The organism is Nocardia sp. MH4, from assembly GCF_019266065.1.
GTDB classification, from domain to species: domain Bacteria; phylum Actinomycetota; class Actinomycetes; order Mycobacteriales; family Mycobacteriaceae; genus Nocardia; species Nocardia canadensis.
The window spans coordinates 47,545-65,821 of sequence record NZ_LPNR01000124.1; the positions used below are offsets into that span (position 1 = coordinate 47,545).

An 18,277-nucleotide genomic window follows, 5' to 3' on the forward strand; every position below is an offset into this window, starting at 1 on the left:
AGTCGGTGAACGAGAACTGCCGCACCCTCGGAGAGGATGCGGCAGTTCAGGACGAGCGGTGGATCAGATCGGCAGCTTGCGGAAGATCGGGCGCGGCACGTGGCGCAGCGCCGACATCAGGAAGCGGGCCTCGCCGGGCGCCCAGACGATCTCGGTGCCCTTCTCGGAGGCGGCGACGGCGAGCCGGGCCACGTCCTCGGGATCGACCGTGAGCGGGGCTTCCTTGGAGCCGGTGGCCTCCCAGTGCGCCTTCGTCGCCGAGGTGCGCACCTGCATCGGCCGCACCACGGTGACGCGCGGACCGTGCGGGCGCAGCGCCTCGCCGAGGCCGAGGTAGAAGCCGTCCAGGCCGGCCTTGGTCGAGCCGTAGACGAAGTTGGAGCGACGGACGCGCTCACCGGCCACCGAGGACATCACGATGAACCGGCCGTGGCCCTGCGCCTTGAACTTGTCGCCGACCAGCACGCCCACCGAGACACCGGCGGTGTAGTTGATGCCGACGGTCATGACCGCCTTGCGCTGGTTCTGCCACAGCTCCTCGGCGTCGCCGAGCACCCCGAACGCCACGATGGCGACGTCGACGTCACCCGCGGCGAACGCCTGGTCGACGACCTTCGGGTGCGACTCGGTGTCGAGCGCGTCGAAGTCGATGACGTCGACCTGGGTCGCGCCCGCCGCCTTCAGCGTGGCGACCGCGCCCTCGAGCAGCGGATCGCCGGGCAGGTTGGCCAGCACGACCCGGGCCGGGCCCTTGCGCAGGTACTCGGCGCAGATCGCGAGACCGATCTCGGAGGTGCCGCCGAACAGCAGGATGGTCTGCGGGTTGCCAACTGCGTTGATCACTGGAGCTCCAGCCTCCTGGCCATATCGGACATGAACACGCCGGTCGGGTCGACGCTGCGGCGGACCTTGATCCACTCGTCGATCCGCGGGTACATCTTGTGGAACGACTCGGCGCTGGTCCGCGAGTCCTTGGCGGTGTAGAGCCGGCCGCCGAACTCGAGCACCCGCCGGTCCAGATCGCTGACGAACTCGTTGAGCCCGCGCGAGATCGGGAAGTCGACGCAGATGTTCCAGCCCTCCATGGGGAAGCTCAACGGCGCCTGGTTGCCCGGGCCGAACAGCTTGAACACATTGAGGAAGGAATAGAAGCCGGAGCCCTGGATGTCGATGATGATCCGCTTGAACTCCTCGACCGACTCCGGCGGCACCACGAACTGGTACTGCAGGAAGCCGTTGGAGCCGTAGCCACGGTTCCACTCACCCAGCATGTCGAGCGGGTGGTAGAACTGCGTCAGATTCTGGACCTTGCCCCGGTAGGTGCCCGACTTGCGGTACCAGACCTCGCCGATCGGGCCGAAGGTGTACTTGTTGGCCAGCCCGTTCGGGAACACGTCGGGCAGGGTGAAGAAGGTCTTGCCGTTGAACCGCAGCGGGTCCTTCTGCAGCTTCGCGGGCAGTTGGTCGAGCTTGGCCAGGTTGCCGCGCGAGATGGCGGCGCGGCCCAGCTTCGGCAGCGGGCTGATCGCGTCGAACCAGGCCGAGCTGTACTCGTAGTTGCCCTCGGAGCCGTCGCTGTGGAAGGCGATGGTCTCGTCGAGGGTGGCGGTGACGTCGCCGTCGGCGATGAAGTACGCCGTCTCGGTCGGCGTCATCTCGATGGTCGCGCGCAGGATGATGCCGGTCAGGCCGCAGCCGCCGATGGTCGCCCAGAACAGCTCGGGGTCGGACTCGGCGGTGATCGTGCGGACTACGCCGTCGGCGGTCAGCAGGTCCATCGAGCGGACGTGGTTGCCGAAGCTGCCCGCGCTGTGATGGTTCTTGCCGTGGATATCGGAGCCGATCGCGCCGCCGATGGTGACCTGCCTGGTCCCGGGTAGGACGGGCACCCAGAGGCCGAACGGCAGCGCCGCCTTCATCAGCTGATCCAGATCGACACCGCCGTCGACGTCGACCAGGCGGGTCGCGGCGTCGATGCGGTGGATCTTGTTCAGCGCGGGCATGTCGATCACGAGGCCGCCCGCGTTCTGCGAGTTGTCCCCGTAGGAGCGGCCGAGGCCACGCGCGATCACGCCGCGTCGCAGGTGCGCCGGCTTGGAGTCGTTGTCCTCGGCGACCATGCTCACGGCCTTGACGATCAACTCGGGATCGCTGGTCGAGAGCACTTCGGCGGAGGTGGGTGCGGTGCGACCCCATCCGGTGAGCTTGCGCGTACGCGTATTCAGCGCAAACGCCTCGCCGGTGGCGGTCGGAATGTTCTCGGACATCGGCTAAGAGGCTACATGCATGGCGGGACACGCGGCCGGTCTCGTAGTCTTCCTCACGTGCAAGCCCAACCGCATCTGCCGCTTCCCGCCGAGATTCCGCTGGTCGACGAGCCCGGTGGAACCGACGTAGACCTGAAGACGCAGATCGTGCGGTTCACGCTGACCGGCGGTCTCTCGGCGATCGTCGACTACGGCATCTACAGCCTGCTGCTGAACCTGCTCGGCCTGCCGGTGAGCCTCGCCAAGGCGATCAGCTTCGTCTGCGGGACGACGACCGCGTACCTGATCAACCGGCGCTGGACGTTCAAGGCCGAGCCGAGCAGGGCGCGGTTCATCGCCGTCGTCGTGCTCTACGCGGTCACCTTCGCCGTGCAGGTCGGCATCAACGCGGCGCTGTACTTCGCGCTGCCCGGCGAGTGGTGGCGGCAGCCGCTGGCGTTCGTGATCGCGCAGGGCACCGCCACCGTCATCAACTTCGTCGTGCAGCGTGCGGTGATCTTCAAGATCAAGTAGGTCAGCTGGCCTTGGCGGGTGCGGGCTGCTTGCCCGCCTTGACGCCGAAGTAGTCGCCGCCCTTGGCCCTGACGTTGTCGGTGCCCCACTCGCGCCGATCCCGCGCGACGGGCACCATCTGCGGAATGTGCTTGCGGCAGTGGATGTAAGCCTCTTCCACGTCGACGACGACCCATACCTGCGAGGTCTTGCCGCGTTCGGCGGCGGGCAGATCGCCGACGGTCTCCCGTAGCTCACTGTCGGCAACCATGCGAGCCTTGCCGTTGATGTGCAGACCGATCAGATCGCGCACGAAGTCGATCATCAGGATTCCGACATGGGGGTTCTCGAGGATGTTGCCGAGGCTGGCCATCACCCCGTTACCTCGATATTCGGGGTACGCAATCGTGCGTTCGTCGATCACGTGCAGGAATCCCGGTGTGCCCGCCCGGAAACTGGCGTCGCATTCGCCGTGCGCGTCGGCGGTGGAGATGAAGGCCATGTCCATCCGCCCGACGAACTCGACCATCGACGGGTTCAGGTAGTCGATCACCTGGTCGTCGTAGAAGCGTCCAGCCCTTTCGGTCGTGCCCAACGTGTCCTGAAGCTCGTGCTCTCCGTCGCTGCCGACGTGTTTCTCGGGCATCGGGGCCCCCTCTGCTAGCCGAACCGGGTGATGCGGGTTTCGCGCTGAAACCCCCGCTTGTGACCGCAATCTCACCCAGTGTAGGGGACTGTCACGAGCCGTGGGGCGAGTCCATTGTTGCGAATGGTACGAAAGTCCGGTTTGCGCAAGGGTTTCCCGAGGTAGACCGATCAGACCGGTTCTACCTTCACCGGCACTCCGTTGAAGACCGCGGTGCCGGAGATCGCGTCGACCACCGAATCGTCGGTCAGCACATTGGCGTTCACGCCGGCGTGCGCGCTGGCTACCGATTGCGTGGTGCTCGCGCCGTGTCCCCAGCCGTGCGGCAAACTCACCACGCCGGGCATGATCGTCGGCGTCTGCTCGACCTGGACGGTCAGCGAGCCCGCCGCCGAGCTGATCGCGGCCTGCTCGCCGAGGCCGAGTCTGGTCGCGTCGTCGGGGTGGATCTGGAGGGTGCAGCGGTTCGATCCGCCGACCAGACCGGCGATGTTGTGCATCCAGCTGTTGTTGGAGCGCAGTTGCCTGCGCCCGATCAGCACCATCTCCGGCGCGCTCGCCGCCAGCCTGCCGCGCAGCCTGCCGACATCGTCGAGCAGCAGGCGCGGGGCCAGGTCGACCCGGCCGGTTGCGGTGCGCAGGACGCCGGGCAGGCGCGGCCGCAACGGGCCAAGGTCGAGGCCGTGCGGATTGTCGAGCAGGGTGCGCAGGCTCAGTTCGCCGCCGTTCCACGCGCCGTAGGGGCCGAGCTTGAGCATCAGGTCGATGCGCTGTTCGGTGGTGTCGACGCCGTCCAGCTCGTCGCGCCGGTCGCTCATCCCCGCCTTGTGCAGCATGCCGGCGATGACCAGCTCGTCGACCACGGCGATCGGGCTCGCGGCGCCGGTGCCGTCGTGCGGCTGCCCGCTGACGGCGGCGGCGAGCCGCGCGATGACCGCCGACTCGGACGGCCGCCCGTCGAGCGGGACCAGCGGCGGCGAGTAGCGCGCGTAGTTGCGCACCGCGAACTGCAACAGCGCGAAGTCGTAGTGCGGTGACTGCACCGAGCGCGGCGGCGGCAGGATCACCTTCGCGTGCCGGGTCGTCTCGTTGACGTACCGATCCACGCTGACCATGAAGTCCAGCTCGGCCAGCCCCCGGTCCAGCCGGGCGCCGCTGGGCGCGGACAGCACCGGATTACCCGCGACCGTGACCAGCGCCCGGATCTGGCCCTGACCGGGGGTCTCGATCTCGTCGGCGAGGGTCGCCACCGGCAGTTCGCCCATCGCCTCGGGCAGCCCGCGCACCCGGCTGGTCCAGCGGCCCGGCCGGAACGGCTTGCTGCGCGCGATGCCGCCGGCCGCGGCGGTGGCGAACATGGCGCCGCCGGGGGCGTCGAGATTGCCGGTCAGCGCGTTGATCGCGTCGACCAGCCACTGGGTGACGGTGCCGAACTCGGCGGTGCAGGTGCCGATCCTGGCGTAGACGGCCGCCGTCGGCGCGGCGGCGAGGTCGCGGGCCAGGGCGCGGATGGTGTCGGCGGGAATGCCGGTGCGCTCGACCACCGCGTCCGGGGCGAACTCCTGGGACGCGGCGCGCAGCTCGTCGAGGCCGTCGACCTCGATCCGCAGGTCGACCAAGTTCTCGGCGAAGAGCGTGTGGATCACCGCGAACAGCAGGTACGCGTCGGCGCCCGGCCGGATGAACAGATGCTCGTCGGCGAGGTCGGCGGTCCTGGTCGCCCTCGGGTCGACGACGACGAGCTTGCCGCCGCGCGCCCGCAGCGCCTTGAGCCTGCCGGGAAAGTCCGGCGCGGTGCACAGCGAGCCGTTGGATTCGAGCGGGTTCGCGCCGAGCATCAGCAGGAAGTCGGTGCGGTCCAGGTCGGGGACCGGCACCGTCAGCGGGTCGCCGAACATGAGCCCGGCGGCGACCTGCTTGGGCATCTGGTCGGCGGTGCTGGCGGTGTAGATGTGCCGGGTGCTCAGCGCGCGGATCAGCGCGGGCAGATACAGCGCCCCCGCGACGGTGTGCGCGTTGGGATTGCCGAGGTAGATCGCGGTCGCGCCGCTGCCGTGCGCCGCGTTGACCGCGGCGAACCCGGCCGCGATCAGGTCGAAGGCCTCGTCCCAGCTCGCGGGGCGGAACGTGTCGCCCTCGCGGATGAGCGGGGTGGTGACCAGGTCGGGGTCGTCGTCGAGCTTGCCGAAGCTCGCGCCCTTCGGGCAGAGGAAGCCCTTGCTGAACGGGTCGTCGCGATCGCCGCGGACCGAGAGCACTCGGTCGGCCTCGTCGAGGGTGATGGTCAGGCCGCAGACGGCCTCACACAGCGGACAGGTGCGTAGCAGCGTTCGCGGAGCCATGTCCCCATCCTTACGCCGCGCGCGGTGCCCGGGTTCGAAAACGCCGAAAACCCTCGACCGCGACGTCGGGGAGGCGTCGCGGTCGAGGGTTCGGGCTGTTGGTTACCTCAGCTGGCCAGGGTCAGCGTGGGGGTCAGGGTGGCGCGCTTGCGGCTCGCGGCGGCGCGGACGGCGGCACCGAGGGCGACGACCGGCGGGACCCAGCGGGCCTCGGACGGGGCGACGCTCCAGGCGGCGGAGCCGGCGGCGAGCTGGGTCGGGGGCAGCGGGATGCTGGCACCGTCGGTGTGCACGACGACACCGGCCTCGCGCATGGCCTCGATCGCCATGGCGGCCTTGCGGACGCCGGTGACCAGGTGGATCTCGCGACGCTCCTGGCCCGGGATCTCGATCACGGGGCCGGACAGGTTGTTGGCGCGCAGGAATCGGCGGACCTCGCCCGCCATCTCACCGGTGACCTCGATAGCCGAGATGTCATCGTCGGTGATCAGGCACAGGCCGTTGGCCGTTTCGGCAACCGTCCAGCCCCGCGCGGCGTACTCCTGCGCGGCGGCACCCTTCTCGGTGCCCGTGGTGGTGGTCGGAAACGTCGTGCGCACTGTGTTCTCCATTCCCCGAAGAGCTCTGTTCCTGCGTTCATGGGTCGTATCGGCTGGGGGTGGCCGTCTTGTTACGCCGTTACCGAAAAATATTCGAGAGTGTCTGCTTCGTCTCAGTTCGCTCACCTTCGCTATCGGAGGATCGAGCCGATCCGGCTTGGCGTGCGGGCCGAAAACGGGCAGGATTCGGACCATGACCGATGCGCCGGGTACGTCCTCGTCTCCCGACGGAGATGCCGAGGAGTTCGAAGCCGAATCACGCTGGCTCTCTTGGAAAGAGACCGATGTGAAGCGCGCGGGCGCGCGGTCGGGGCAGGCCGCCGAAGGCGAGGAATTCCCGGACGATTCGGACATACCGCGCGACGCGGGCTTCGATGACCCGTTCCGCAGTACCGGATCCGCCAAGCAGTGGGCCGCCGAAGTGCTGCGTTCACTGCTCGATGTCCAGTTCCGCAGGCCCGCGACCAGGACCTTGCTGCCGCTGGCCTACATCCTCGGCGTCGTCTCCTTCGGTATCGGCGTCCCGGTGGCGCTCACAGTGCTGATGTGGAAGGCCTCGGTCCTGCTGGGCATCCTCGCCGCACTGGTCGCCGTTCCGCTCGGCCTGACCATCGCGGCCTCGGTGCGCCTGATGCTGGAGTTCGCCGACAACGCCGCCCGGCTCGCGGGCCGGGTCGAGCACATCAGTGAGCTGGCCGATGGACTCTTCCAGGCGCTCTCCGATGTCGCCGAACCGGTGAACCAGCTCTCCGAGGACGTGCGGGCCGTGCAGTTCTGGCGGTTCCGGAAGAAGAAGTAGCGATCGCGCCTGGAGCAGGCCCCAAAACTATGTGGTGCGCGTTGTCCGATTCATTGTGAAACAATCCGTACGCAGATCCGACGCCTATTGTCGGCTGCGTAGGGCGGTCTCCGAAAGAGAATGGGGGAGACCGGATTTGGATACAGGGGGGCAGTATGGCTTCACCACAGGGCGTCACCGGTTCGACGATGCCGCGCAGGCAGCTGGGCAGGCACTTACGTGACCTGCGCAATCAGGCGCGGATGACGACCAGGACCGCGGCGGCGCAACTCGAGTGGTCGGAAGCGAAGATCTGGCGGATCGAGACGGGGCAGACGTCGTTGCGCAGCCTCGACGTCGAGGCCATGTGCAAGGTGTACGGCGCGCCGGCGGAACTCGTCGAGCCGCTGGCCGCGCTGGCGCGCGAAACCAAGGCCAGGGGATGGTGGACGAGCTACGGCGATGTGATCCCGGAGGGCTTCGAGGTCTACATCGGCCTCGAGGAGGCCGCGACCTGCCTGTCGATCTACGAGGACGGCCTGGTCCCGGCGCTGCTGCAGACCGAGGACTACACCAGGGCGTTGCTCGAGCAAACCGTCCCCGGCCTGACCGAGGAGGATCTCGAGCGCAGGCTGCGGGTGCGCGCGGCCAGGCAGGCGCTGATCACCCGTGCGCAGTCGCCGCTGCGATTGCGGGTGGTGCTCGCCGAAGCGGTGCTGACCAGGCGCATCGGTGACGATCGGGTGCTCGCCGGCCAGCGCGCGCGACTGCGCGAGCTGGCCGAGCTGGACACGGTGCGAATCCAGGTGGTCCCCGGTGATACCGGGTATCACGCGGGGCTGGAGTCGGGCCGGTTCGTGATCCTCGACTTCGGCATCGACGGTTCGCTGGACCGGCCGGAGCCGCCGGTGGTCTTCGTGGAGACCTTCGCCGGCTCGGCCTACCTGGACAAGCCGAACGACTACGACCGCTATCGCGGCGCGTTCACCGACATCAGCGCGGCGGCTTCCGCCGAGCTGTGACCCCGGCTCCTACCAGGAGTCGGCGAGCACCGAACGGTGTGTGGGCAGGGCCCGGTCGTAGACCGCCCTGCCCTTTTCCGTGACCCGGACGAAGATGGCGCGGCGGTCCTCGGCGCACATGGTGCGCTCGACCAGGCCGTCGCGTTCCAGTCTGGCCACCGCGCGCGAGAGCGCGCTCTGACTCAGGTAGATGTCACCCGCCAGCTCGGTCATCCGGTACTTCTGACAGTCCGCGTCGACCAGTCGATCGAGGGTCTCGAACTCGCTGAGACCGATGCGGTGTTCGTGCTGAAGCGCCTTCTCCAGTGCGCAACTCACGGCGGCGTGCCGTCCGAGCAGTTCGCGCCACTGGCCGACCAGCTCGGTGGGCGCTCCATTGCGCCGAGCTGATGCTGTGGCCGGGTTCGACATGGCCCCATCTTAGTGGTCCGGGCATCTCCATGCAACGGCATTTTATGTGTTGGCATTTAATGCGCACGCATGTAATGTTCGCCGCATGACTTCGCCAGCAACGCTCTCGGCCGCAGATCAGGCGACCGATCCGACCACATGGTCCGCCCGGCTCTGGGGCATGCTGATCACCCTGTGCATCGTCCTGTTCCTCGACGGGCTCGACGTCTCGATGATCGGCGTCGCGCTGCCGTCCATCGGCGCCGAGCTCGATCTGTCCACCTCCACCCTGCAGTGGCTCGTCAGCGGTTACGTCCTCGGTTACGGCGGCCTGCTGCTGCTCGGCGGCCGCACGGCCGACCTGCTCGGGCGCCGCAAGGTCTTCCTCATCGCCCTGGCCGTGTTCGCGATCGCCTCGCTGGTCGGCGGCCTGGTCAGCGATCCGGCCCTGCTGATCGTGACCCGCTTCATCAAGGGCCTGGCCGCCGCGTTCACCGCCCCCACCGGCCTGTCGATCATCACCACGACCTTCGCCGAAGGGAAAGCGCGCAACAAGGCGCTGTCCATCTACACCGTGTTCGGTGCGGGCGGCTACTCGATGGGCCTGCTGTTCGGCGGCCTGATGACCGGCGTCGGCTGGCGCTGGACCTTCCTGCTCCCGGTCCCGATCGCCCTGGCCGCGCTGGCCGCCGCCTTCGTGCTGGTGCCCAAGGACGGTAAGGCCGAGGAAGGCGGACATGACCTGCTCGGCGCCCTGCTGTCCACCGCGGGCATGCTGCTGCTGGTCTACACCGTGGTCACCGCGCCGGAGGTCGGCTGGACCTCGGTCCGCACGGTCGCTTCGTTCCTCGCCGTGATCGCCCTGTTCGCCGCGTTCGTGATCACCGAGCAGCGGGTGCGGCACCCACTGGTGCGGCTGGGCATCCTGCGCAAGGTGTCGCTGGTGCGGGCCAGCCTGGCCATCATCGCGGTCGCCGGTTCGTACTTCAGCTGGCAGTTCATCGTCACCCTGTACCTGCAGGACACGCTGGAGTGGTCGGCGCTGAAGCTGGCGATGGCCCTGCTGCCGGTCGGCATCCTGGTCGTCGGGTCGGCGTTCTTCTCCGAGAAGCTGATCGATCGTTTCGGCACCGGACCGGTCATCGCCGTCACCATGTCCGTGATGGCCGTGGGCTACCTGCTGTTCCTGCGGGTCGACACCGCGCCGGACTACCTGACCGTGCTGCTGCCCGCCATCCTGCTGATCGGCATCGGTTGGGTCGGCTTCCCGGCGATCAACGTGCAGGCCACCAGCGGTATCGACGACGACGAACAGGGTCTGGCGGCCGGCGTGCTGCAGACCTCCATGCAGGTCGGCGCGGCCATCGTGCTCGCGGTGACCACCGCGATCGTCACCTCCGGCACCCACGGTGCCGGCGCGACGCCGCAGCAGATGCTCGACACCTACCGGCCGGGCCTCGAGTTCGCCGCGGGCGTCACCATCGTCGGCGCGCTGGTCGCCCTGACGGTCTTCCTGCCGCGCCGCAGGCAGCGGGTCGTCGCGGCGCCCGCCGCGGAGGAAAAGCTGCTGGAGACTGTGTAGACGGCGGCTGGCGCCGCGGCCGAAACCGTGGTGCGGGTTGTTCGCTGACAGCGTCCCCGAGTTGAAGCTCGGGGGCGCTGTTTCACGTGGATCAGGAAAAAGGCGGAGCCGCTTCGTCTTTGGCGGAGCGGATATAGGTGAGCCGACTACCGTCGCGGGCCTCGGTCGGCCAGTCGATGCCGAGGCGGGCGTCGAAGGCGTCCATATCCCGGTCGAACTCGGGGGTGTACTCGAGCGAGCACAGGTAGGTGACCGTCGAGCCGTCCTCGAGCGAGAGGATGGCGTGGCCGAGGCCCTCGGACAGGAACACCGAGCGCCGGTGCACGTCGTCGAGCAGCACGCTGTCCCAGCGGCCGTAGGTCGGCGAGCCGGGGCGCAGGTCCACCACCACGTCCAGGAACGCGCCGCGCACGCAGGTGACGTACTTGGCCTGACCCGGCGGGTCCTCGGTGTAGTGGATGCCGCGCAGCACGCCGGCGGCCGAGACCGAAGTGTTCACCTGGTGCAGCTCGAACGGGCGCCCGGTGGCCTTCTCGAACTCCGAGGCCTTGAACGACTCACAGAACATCCCGCGGTCGTCGCCGAGCAGGCGGGGAGTCACCTCCCACGCGCCGGGGATGGCCAGTTCACGGATCTGCATGCCTGTAGTTACCAGTCTTTCCCGCGGTCGATCAGATCGAGCAGATAGCGGCCGTAGCCGGAGCGCACCATCGGTTCGGCCAGTTCACAGAGCTGGTCGTCGGTGATCAGCCCGCGCCGCCAGGCCACCTCCTCGGGCACGCCGATCTTGAGGCCCTGCCGTTCCTCGATGGTGCGCACGTAGTTGGCGGCGTCGAGCAGCGAGTCGAAGGTACCGGTGTCGAGCCAGGCGGTGCCGCGGGCCAGCACGTCGACGCTGAGCTTGCCCTGTTCCAGGTAGGCGCGGTTGATGTCGGTGATCTCGTACTCTCCGCGCGCCGACGGCCGCAGCTCGCGGGCGATCTGCACCACGTCGTTGTCGTAGAAGTAGAGGCCGGGGATGGCGTAGTTGGAGCGCGGGCGCTTCGGCTTCTCCTCGATGGAGACCGCGCGGCCCTGCTCGAACTCCACCACGCCGTAGGCGGTCGGGTCCTTGACCCAGTAGGCGAAGACCGCGCCGCCGTCGATGTCGTGGAAGCGTTCCAGGCTGGCGCCGAGGCCGGGGCCGTGGAAGATGTTGTCGCCGAGCACCAGGGCCGCGGGCTCGCCGCCGATGTGGTCGGCGCCCAGCACGAACGCGCGCGCGAGTCCGTCGGGTTCGGGCTGGACCACGTAGCTGATGGCGACGCCGAACTGACTGCCGTCGCCGAGCAGCCGGGCGAACGCGTCGGCATCCTCCGGCGTGGTGATCACCAGAATGTCGTCGATCCCTGCCAACATGAGGGTGGACAACGGGTAGTAGACCATGGGCTTGTCGTAGACCGGGACGAGCTGCTTGCTCACCCCGCGCGTGATGGGGTGCAGCCGCGAACCGGTGCCGCCCGCCAGGATGATTCCGCGCATGGGGGAAGTCTGCCAGCTCCTCCTGCCGCGGAGTCGGGGAGGTTCCGACACGTCGACGAATTGGTCACGAACGTTTGTCTCCGGGTGTGTCGGGCGATAACTGGGACACGCAAGGCGCTCATCTGATTATGTGAGCGTCGATGTGTGAAACATCACTATGTTAGATGTCAGCGTGGACATCCATACCGGGCCCGCCTGGTGGGGGGTCGACGCGCCAGCTGTGAGGTAGGTGCGCGATGGGATCGTCGAAGATCGCCGGGCCGGGTGTGGTGGGCGGAATCGCCGCCGCTGTCGTGGGTAAGAAGGCAGCGCGCGTGCCCGAGCAGGGCATCATCGTCAACTCCGGGCGAACGAGTACCTCGTCACGAGTGCTGATGGGCGCGTGCGTCGGCGTCATCGGGCCGCTGCTGCGGACCGTGCCGATCAACCGGGCGACCATCCCGCTCGGCGCCGTCGCCGTCGACCTGCTGTCTCGGCTGCGACCGGAACCGCACGGCATCGAGCGCGAGCAGATCCAGCTGGACGGCTTCAGGATGGAGATGGTCCGGCCCGCCGGCGGGTCGCGCGCGCTGCGGCACGGCGCGGTGCTGTACATGCACGGTGGCGGCTTCGCCGTCGGCGGCCTGCAATCGCATCGGGCGATCGTCGCCGGGATCGCGCGGCGCACCGGACTGGCCGTGCTCAATGTCGAGTACCGGCAGCTGCCCGGCCGCGTGATCACCGAGTCGATCGACGACTGTGTGCTCGCCTACCGCTGGCTGCTGCGCCACGGCGCCGACCCGGCCAAGATCGTCTTCGCGGGCGACTCCGCCGGTGGCTACCTCGCCTTCGCCACCGCGCTGCGCTCCCGGGAGATCGGCCTGCCGCTGCCCGCGGCGCTGGTCGGGCTGAGCCCGCTGCTCGATCTCGACTACCGGGCCAAGCAGGGCTACGTCAACGTCACCCGCGATGCCTACATTCCGCTGTCGGGCCTGGAGGCCGTCATCCGGCTGGGCGCCGAAGCGACCGGTCCGCTCGACCCGGCCATGTCGCCGGTCAACGCCGAGCTCACCGGATTCCCCCCGGTGCTGCTCATCGCCGCCGAGGACGAACTGCTGCGCTACGACTGCGAACTCATGGCCCACCGGCTGACCGCCGCGGGCGTGCCGGTCACCCTCGAGCTGTGGCGCGGTCAGGTACACGCGTTCATGAGCATCCTGCCGAGCATGCCGGAGAGCCGGTCGGCGCTCGGCCGGGTCGCCAAGTTCGTGCGGGTGGCGCTGGAACCCGCACAGCGGGCCAGGACGGCCTGAGTACGGCTCGGGCGGTCGTCCACCACGGTCGGTAGGCCGGCCGAATCTCACTCCGGGACATCGAAAGGCCCCAGCCGGACCGGCTGGGGCCTTTCGACTTCGGTCCTACGGCGTGTTACTTGGCCGGCGGGGTGAACGGCTGGTTGATCGTGGTGAAGTACTGGATCGCGGCGGCGATCGCGACCGGGGCGGTCACGAAGATCTGGCCGCCGATGACGCCAAGGGCACCAAGCGCGGTGGCGCCGACGAGGCAGCCGCCGATGCCGCCGGGAACCGTGCCGACGAGGAAGCCGAGGATGCCACCGGCAACCGCGCCACTGGCAGCACCGGCGAGGCAACCGATGGTCGCGCCGCCGAGGCCGCCGACCAGGGTGCCGATGGTGGCGCCCATGGAGATGGTCGAGGTCAGACGGCTCCAGGCGGCCTGCTCACGCTCGTACTCGGTCTTCCAGGGAGCCTTGTCCTCGTAAGGAAGGGCGACAGGCTTGTAGACAGCCTTGGCCACGTCCAGACCCGGGGTCAGGGTCGCGGTGTTGCCCGAGATCTCGGCGGCGATCGGGAACTCGAACTCGTCGATCCGGAACGTCAGCGGGACGCCGGCGACTGTGGTGCCGTTGGCGGCCTTGATCTTGAAGACGCCGTCTTCAGTCACCAGCGAACCGGCATCGGTGGTGATGACAGCCTTGGAGTCTTCGACGACCTCGGCGGTGTAGTTGATCGGAGCGGCCTCTTCGACCGGCGCGGCGTTGACGGTGCCGGCGGTGACGCCCATGGCAGCGATCAGCAGCGCCGAGGTGGCGGCGAATTTCCTCATCAGCATTTTCGTTGAACCTCGATGTTGGAGCGTTCGGAGGGGACCCGATGATCAAAAGCCCTCGCAGCTAACGAGCGGTGAACCTCGCGTGACCGTCTATTCAAATTCTGTTCACCGTTGATACCCCGGTACTGGTGCGGTGCTCGAAACCTGAGCGGTGACCGGGCTTTTTCTCAGGAAACCAGACCCGAAGTCGTAACCTGATGGGGTCTATAGTGATGGACGTCACAGCAAATATATCTGGGACGTCACAGATCGGACGCTGTACAGCATCGCATTTTCGGCCGCCTCGAGTCCGGAACGGCATCGGCGAGCACGTATCGTTGGCCGGGTGCGAGTTCTCGTAACCGGCGGGGCCGGGTTCATCGGTGCGAATTTCGTCCAGCAGACCGTGGCCACGCGCCCGGATGTGCACGTGACCGTCCTCGACGCGCTCACCTACGCGGGCAACCGGGCGTCGCTGGATTCGGTCGCCGACCGCATCGAATTCGTGCACGGCGACATCGCCGATCTGGACCTGGTCGACAATCTGGTCAGCGGCGTCGACGCGGTGGTGCATTTCGCGGCCGAATCGCACAACGACAACTCGCTGGCCGAGCCGTGGCCGTTCGTGCAGACCAATATCGTCGGCACCTACTCGCTGCTGCAGGCCGTGCGCCGCCACGACGTGCGCTACCACCACGTCTCCACCGACGAGGTGTACGGCGATCTCACCCCCGAGGACCCGGCCTTCACCGAATCCACGGCCTACAACCCGTCCAGTCCGTATTCGGCGACGAAAGCGGGCAGCGATCTGTTGGTGCGCGCCTGGACCCGATCGTTCGGCGTCCGCGCGACCCTGTCGAACTGCTCCAACAATTACGGCCCGTATCAGCATGTCGAGAAATTCATCCCCCGCCAGATCACCAATCTCATCGACGGTGTGCGGCCGCGCCTGTACGGCGCCGGTCATCAGGTGCGCGACTGGATCCACGTCGACGACCACAATCGCGCGGTCTGGGACATTCTCGACCGCGGCCGGATCGGCCAGACCTATCTCATCGGCGCCGAGGGCGAACTCGACAATCTCAGCGTCGTCCAGCTCATCCTGCGGGCCTTCGACCGCGATCCCGCCGACTTCGACCATGTGACGGACCGGCCGGGTCACGACCAGCGCTACGCCATCGACGCGAGCCTGCTGCGCGAGGAACTGGGCTGGTCACCGCGGTACGCGGACTTCCGGGCCGGTCTCGCCGACACCATCACCTGGTACCGCGAGAACGAGGACTGGTGGCGGCCCAAGAAGGCCGCCACCGAAAGCGCCTACGCGGCCGCGGGCGAAAAGACACTCTGAGTCCCGCACCGTCGTCCGGGGAGTTATCCCCAGACGACGGTGTAATACGTCGCGGCCGCGCCGATCAGCGCGAAAACCGAGGCGCAGGTGACGGTGATCGCCGTCGCGCGGGTGGGAATCACGCCGTCGGAATCGGTGAGCCGCAAGGGAACCCAGCGGGCCACCACGGCCAGCCCCATGATCGCCAGCGGCACGAAATACCGGCCTTGGACACCGTCGATGATGTAGAAATCGACCGGCGTGAACGACATGTACAACGTCACGTAGATCATCGCGACGCTCGCCAGCACGGTCAGCGCCACGATCAGCGTGCGCCGGAAAGTGGCTGTCGTGGTGTTCATCCGGTCGGCGATACCGAAACTCACCGCGAAGGCGATCAGGCACGCCAGCATCGATACTGCGGGCACATCGACGTAAGCGAAGCCGAGTTCACCGAAGAACTGGTTGAACCAGCGGTGATCGCGCAGGGCGATGCTCTCGCCGAAAGTGTGCACGAATTGCACGGGGTCGCTGAGGATTCCCTTCAGCTGGTCGGCGGGGCGCACCTGACCCCACTGGTGCGGCGGGCGCATCAGGCTCATTCCGTCGCCGGTCGGCGCCGCGATTTTGGTCCACGCGAGAAAAAGCGCGCCACCGGTCGCGGCGAAAGCCCACGGAATCAGCTTCAGTTTTCCGGTGAAGCCGAGGCGGTCGGCGGGCACGACGACAACCAGCATCGCCAGCAGCACATAGGTCGGCTTGCTCAACGGCAACGCGATCGTCGCGGCGAGCAGCGCACCGGTTTCCACCGGCCGCAACCGGTCGCCGACGAACAGGGCCTTCAGCAACAGCGCCGACACCATGATCGCGAGCGCATTGGTGAGCGTATCCGCGGTGACGGTGCCCGCCTGGAACAGCGCGATCGGCAGCACCGCGACGGTGAACACCAGCCACTGACTGCGCCGCTCCCGCAGCGCGTACAGCGCGAAACCGACCACGGCCAGGTAGGCCGCCAGCCCGGCCAGCCTGGTCAGCAGGTACATCCCACCGACATTCAGGCCGAGCGCCTCACCGAGCCGGATACCGACGGCGGCGGGCACGTACGGGACCGGCGAGTAGGCGGCGGTGTTCGTGAACCACATCGTCTTGGTGGCCGAGCTGATCTCGGCGTCGCCGAGCCGGTCGTAGACGGCGGGGTCGGCCACCATCGCGTCGGGCTCGTCCGGGTTGTCGTTGTAGTCGCGGAAGGCGTAGCCCATCAGCGCGTCGACGCTGACCGGGATCTGGCCGCCGTAGGCGACGCCGCGATCGTCGGCGATGCGCTGCGGGAACACCCCGCCGTGCGCCACCTGATAGGCCCGGCCGAACTGGGTCAGCTCGTCATGGCCCCAGAACGGCGGGGTGAGCACCGCGAACAGGGCGCCGAACACGGTGGCGATCACCGCGAAGGCGACGGTGGCCGCGCCCAGCTTGGTGGTCAGGGTGCGAATCGGCGTGAGGACGCGGTCCTTGGCGCCCGGTGCGGGCGGTGCGGTCTTGCTGAGCTCGACGGTGGTGTCCGGCTCGGTGGAAGTCGTCACCGACGGTCTCCGGCAGTGACCTCGTCGTGCGCCCCCGCGGCCGAATAGCGCAGGTAGACCAGACGCGCCGCCTCGTGCCGGGACCGGCGGATGCCGTCGAGGATCATGCCCGCGGTCCACGCGAGACTGCCCAGCAGCATCAGGGTGAACGCGAAGAACAGCGTCGGGAACCGCGCCACCTCGTGGGTGTCGTAGAACTCGATCACGATCGGGACGGTCAGGATGAGCGAGACCAGCCAGGCCAGCGTGCCGAACAGGCCGTAGAACGCCACCGGGCGCTCGTGCCTGGCCAGGCCGAGGATCAGCGCGAGGATCTTGGTGCCGTCGCGGTAGGTGCGCAGCTTGGATTCGCTGCCCGCCGGGCGGTCACGGAAACCGACCTGCACCGCGGTCTGCGGCACCCGCAGGTGCAGCGAGTGCACGGTCAGTTCGGTCTCGATCTCGAACTCGCGCGATACGGCCGGGAAGCTCTTGACGAAGCGACGCGAGAACACCCGGAAGCCGCTCAGCATGTCCTCGACGTTCTCGCCGAAGACCTTGCCGACGACGCCGTTGAGCACCTTGTTGCCGGTCTCGTGGCCGGAGCGGTAGGCGCTGCCGTCGCTGTCGTCCTGCTTGCGCACGCCGAGCACGTGATCGTAGGGGCCGTCGAGCAGCGTCTTGATCATCAGCGGCGCCGCGGACGCCTCGTAGGTGTCGTCGCCGTCGATCATCAGATAGACGTCGGCCTCGATGTCGGCGAAGGCACGGCGCACCACGTTGCCCTTGCCCTTGGTGTTCTCGTAGCGCACGATCGCGCCGGCCTCGCGGGCGCATTCGGCGGTGCGGTCGGTGCTCAGGTTGTCGTAGACGTAGACGACGATCCCCGGCACGGCGGCCTTCAGGTCGGCGACGACCTTGGCGACCGCGGCCTCTTCGTTGTGGCAGGGGACCACGGCGGCAATGCGAAGCTCGGTGGAGTCCACCCGGGTCAATCCTCGATGTAGGCAGCAGTGGGACACCGGGAGGGTACACAGCGCACGTCCGATCCGCTCACCCGGTTCAGCGAGCTTAACGCGGGACCGAACGGGCCATCGGTGTACGGTCGGCCCGTGTCCCACCCCGAGTTGTCCGAGCCGGTCCCCGCGTCGTTGATGTCGAAGGTGGTGACGGCGCTGCGGCAGGGCGCCGCGTTCCTCGTCGTCGGCGCGATCGGCTTCCTGGTCGACGCGGGCACCTACAACCTGCTGGTCTTCTGGGGTGGCGGATTCACCTTCACCGAAGGTGTGCTGTATCACTCGCCGCTGGTCGCCAAGATCATCGCGATCGCGGTGGCGACGGTGGTCACCTACTTCGGCAACAAGTGGTGGACCTTCTCCCACAAGAAGACCGACAACCCGGGCCGCGAATACCTTTTGTACGCGGTCTTCAATGTCGTCGCGATCGCGCTGCAACTCGGCTGCCTCGGCTTTTCCCGCTATGTGCTCGACCTGTCCTCGCCGCTGTCGGACAACATTTCCGGCACGCTGATCGGCCAGATCGTCGCGGTCGTATTCCGCTATTGGGCCTACGACAAATTCGTCTTCACCGGCTCTTCGGCAACCGAAGAGCAACACGCGCGGGGTGCGGCGACCCCTCACTGACAGCGCGACGAGGCCGGG

18 protein-coding genes are annotated in these 18,277 nt (G+C 67.9%); 7 read left to right on the forward strand and 11 right to left on the reverse strand.

The window, feature by feature from the left end; all coding sequences use genetic code 11:
* Positions 1–63 precede the first annotated feature (63 nt).
* Together ATM97_RS28290 and ATM97_RS28295 are read right to left on the reverse strand one after the other, a co-directional pair.
* Positions 64–843, reverse strand: a complete 780-nt coding sequence (locus ATM97_RS28290; RefSeq protein ID WP_218721243.1) for a decaprenylphospho-beta-D-erythro-pentofuranosid-2-ulose 2-reductase — start codon at positions 841–843, stop codon at positions 64–66.
* Complete coding sequence (locus tag ATM97_RS28295; RefSeq protein ID WP_218721244.1) at positions 840–2,267, reverse strand: FAD-binding oxidoreductase; 1,428 nt, start codon at positions 2,265–2,267, stop codon at positions 840–842. Before ATM97_RS28295 ends, ATM97_RS28290 begins: the two co-directional genes overlap by 4 nt.
* A gap of 15 nt (positions 2,268–2,282) precedes the next feature.
* On the opposite strand from ATM97_RS28295, the gene ATM97_RS28300 reads away from it, so the two are divergent.
* A complete protein-coding gene (locus ATM97_RS28300; RefSeq protein WP_255588564.1) occupies positions 2,283–2,780 on the forward strand; it encodes a GtrA family protein in 498 nt (165 codons plus the stop codon).
* Between the two features lies 1 nt (position 2,781).
* On the opposite strand, the gene ATM97_RS28305 is transcribed toward ATM97_RS28300, so the two are convergent.
* The 3 genes from ATM97_RS28305 to ATM97_RS28315 all read right to left on the reverse strand — a co-directional run bounded on the left by ATM97_RS28305 (position 2,782) and on the right by ATM97_RS28315 (position 6,358).
* Positions 2,782–3,405, reverse strand: coding sequence for a pyridoxamine 5'-phosphate oxidase family protein (locus ATM97_RS28305; RefSeq protein WP_218721245.1), 624 nt, complete (start codon positions 3,403–3,405; stop codon positions 2,782–2,784).
* Between the two features lie 170 nt (positions 3,406–3,575).
* The gene (locus ATM97_RS28310) at positions 3,576–5,747 is read right to left on the reverse strand and encodes a molybdopterin-dependent oxidoreductase (protein WP_218721246.1); all 2,172 of its coding nucleotides are present in this window, start codon (positions 5,745–5,747) and stop codon (positions 3,576–3,578) included.
* Positions 5,748–5,854: 107 nt separating this feature from the next.
* Positions 5,855–6,358 carry a hypothetical protein gene (locus tag ATM97_RS28315; protein WP_218721247.1) on the reverse strand — a complete coding sequence of 168 codons (504 nt, stop codon included), beginning with the start codon at positions 6,356–6,358 and terminating at the stop codon, positions 5,855–5,857.
* A 181-nt stretch (positions 6,359–6,539) separates the two neighbouring features.
* On the opposite strand from ATM97_RS28315, the gene ATM97_RS28320 reads away from it, so the two are divergent.
* Both ATM97_RS28320 and ATM97_RS28325 read left to right on the forward strand, forming a co-directional pair.
* Complete coding sequence (locus ATM97_RS28320) at positions 6,540–7,145, forward strand: DUF4282 domain-containing protein (RefSeq protein WP_218721248.1); 606 nt, start codon at positions 6,540–6,542, stop codon at positions 7,143–7,145.
* A gap of 155 nt (positions 7,146–7,300) precedes the next feature.
* Positions 7,301–8,146 (forward strand): helix-turn-helix transcriptional regulator, encoded by an 846-nt coding sequence (locus tag ATM97_RS28325; protein WP_218721249.1) that lies wholly within the window; start codon positions 7,301–7,303, stop codon positions 8,144–8,146.
* Positions 8,147–8,155: 9 nt separating this feature from the next.
* On the opposite strand, the gene ATM97_RS28330 is transcribed toward ATM97_RS28325, so the two are convergent.
* A complete protein-coding gene (locus ATM97_RS28330) occupies positions 8,156–8,557 on the reverse strand; it encodes a MarR family winged helix-turn-helix transcriptional regulator (RefSeq protein WP_218721250.1) in 402 nt (133 codons plus the stop codon).
* An 85-nt stretch (positions 8,558–8,642) separates the two neighbouring features.
* On the opposite strand from ATM97_RS28330, the gene ATM97_RS28335 reads away from it, so the two are divergent.
* Positions 8,643–10,118 carry an MFS transporter gene (locus ATM97_RS28335; RefSeq protein WP_218721251.1) on the forward strand — a complete coding sequence of 492 codons (1,476 nt, stop codon included), beginning with the start codon at positions 8,643–8,645 and terminating at the stop codon, positions 10,116–10,118.
* A gap of 91 nt (positions 10,119–10,209) precedes the next feature.
* Here the strand turns inward: ATM97_RS28335 and ATM97_RS28340 are convergent, their stop codons facing one another.
* Together ATM97_RS28340 and rfbA are read right to left on the reverse strand one after the other, a co-directional pair.
* Positions 10,210–10,758, reverse strand: a complete 549-nt coding sequence (locus tag ATM97_RS28340) for a dTDP-4-dehydrorhamnose 3,5-epimerase family protein (RefSeq protein ID WP_218721252.1) — start codon at positions 10,756–10,758, stop codon at positions 10,210–10,212.
* Between the two features lie 8 nt (positions 10,759–10,766).
* Complete coding sequence (gene rfbA / locus ATM97_RS28345) at positions 10,767–11,639, reverse strand: glucose-1-phosphate thymidylyltransferase RfbA (RefSeq protein WP_218721253.1); 873 nt, start codon at positions 11,637–11,639, stop codon at positions 10,767–10,769.
* 236 nt (positions 11,640–11,875) lie between these two features.
* Here rfbA and ATM97_RS28350 point away from each other — a divergent pair, with 236 nt between their 5' ends.
* On the forward strand, positions 11,876–12,931 hold the full coding sequence (locus ATM97_RS28350; protein ID WP_218721254.1) for an alpha/beta hydrolase: 1,056 nt from the start codon (positions 11,876–11,878) through the stop codon (positions 12,929–12,931).
* 115 nt (positions 12,932–13,046) lie between these two features.
* Here ATM97_RS28350 and ATM97_RS28355 read toward each other — a convergent pair whose 3' ends face one another.
* Positions 13,047–13,751, reverse strand: coding sequence for a hypothetical protein (locus ATM97_RS28355; RefSeq protein WP_218721255.1), 705 nt, complete (start codon positions 13,749–13,751; stop codon positions 13,047–13,049).
* Between the two features lie 325 nt (positions 13,752–14,076).
* On the opposite strand from ATM97_RS28355, the gene rfbB reads away from it, so the two are divergent.
* A complete protein-coding gene (rfbB, locus tag ATM97_RS28360) occupies positions 14,077–15,078 on the forward strand; it encodes a dTDP-glucose 4,6-dehydratase (protein ID WP_218721256.1) in 1,002 nt (333 codons plus the stop codon).
* A gap of 23 nt (positions 15,079–15,101) precedes the next feature.
* Here rfbB and ATM97_RS28365 read toward each other — a convergent pair whose 3' ends face one another.
* Together ATM97_RS28365 and ATM97_RS28370 are read right to left on the reverse strand one after the other, a co-directional pair.
* The gene (locus ATM97_RS28365) at positions 15,102–16,637 is read right to left on the reverse strand and encodes a DUF2142 domain-containing protein (RefSeq protein ID WP_218721257.1); all 1,536 of its coding nucleotides are present in this window, start codon (positions 16,635–16,637) and stop codon (positions 15,102–15,104) included.
* On the reverse strand, positions 16,634–17,602 hold the full coding sequence (locus tag ATM97_RS28370; RefSeq protein ID WP_218721258.1) for a glycosyltransferase: 969 nt from the start codon (positions 17,600–17,602) through the stop codon (positions 16,634–16,636). The genes ATM97_RS28365 and ATM97_RS28370 overlap by 4 nt, the downstream gene beginning before the upstream one ends.
* Positions 17,603–17,728: 126 nt before the next feature.
* Here ATM97_RS28370 and ATM97_RS28375 point away from each other — a divergent pair, with 126 nt between their 5' ends.
* Positions 17,729–18,259, forward strand: a complete 531-nt coding sequence (locus ATM97_RS28375; protein WP_218721259.1) for a GtrA family protein — start codon at positions 17,729–17,731, stop codon at positions 18,257–18,259.
* The last annotated feature ends 18 nt before the right edge of the window (positions 18,260–18,277 follow it).

Excerpts from the sequence above, each read along its gene's own strand:
- rfbA (WP_218721253.1), bottom strand. The coding sequence starts at position 11,639 with ATGCGCGGAATCATCCTGGCGGGCGGCACCGGTTCGCGGCTGCACCCC.
- ATM97_RS28330 (WP_218721250.1), bottom strand. The coding sequence starts at position 8,557 with ATGTCGAACCCGGCCACAGCATCAGCTCGGCGCAATGGAGCGCCCACC.
- ATM97_RS28300 (WP_255588564.1), top strand. The coding sequence starts at position 2,283 with ATGCATGGCGGGACACGCGGCCGGTCTCGTAGTCTTCCTCACGTGCAA.
- ATM97_RS28325 (WP_218721249.1), top strand. The coding sequence starts at position 7,301 with ATGGCTTCACCACAGGGCGTCACCGGTTCGACGATGCCGCGCAGGCAG.
- ATM97_RS28295 (WP_218721244.1), bottom strand. The coding sequence starts at position 2,267 with ATGTCCGAGAACATTCCGACCGCCACCGGCGAGGCGTTTGCGCTGAAT.
- ATM97_RS28340 (WP_218721252.1), bottom strand. The coding sequence starts at position 10,758 with ATGCAGATCCGTGAACTGGCCATCCCCGGCGCGTGGGAGGTGACTCCC.
- ATM97_RS28305 (WP_218721245.1), bottom strand. The coding sequence starts at position 3,405 with ATGCCCGAGAAACACGTCGGCAGCGACGGAGAGCACGAGCTTCAGGAC.
- ATM97_RS28315 (WP_218721247.1), bottom strand. The coding sequence starts at position 6,358 with ATGGAGAACACAGTGCGCACGACGTTTCCGACCACCACCACGGGCACC.
- ATM97_RS28310 (WP_218721246.1), bottom strand. The coding sequence starts at position 5,747 with ATGGCTCCGCGAACGCTGCTACGCACCTGTCCGCTGTGTGAGGCCGTC.
- ATM97_RS28355 (WP_218721255.1), bottom strand. The coding sequence starts at position 13,751 with ATGCTGATGAGGAAATTCGCCGCCACCTCGGCGCTGCTGATCGCTGCC.
- ATM97_RS28335 (WP_218721251.1), top strand. The coding sequence starts at position 8,643 with ATGACTTCGCCAGCAACGCTCTCGGCCGCAGATCAGGCGACCGATCCG.
- ATM97_RS28320 (WP_218721248.1), top strand. The coding sequence starts at position 6,540 with ATGACCGATGCGCCGGGTACGTCCTCGTCTCCCGACGGAGATGCCGAG.
- ATM97_RS28350 (WP_218721254.1), top strand. The coding sequence starts at position 11,876 with ATGGGATCGTCGAAGATCGCCGGGCCGGGTGTGGTGGGCGGAATCGCC.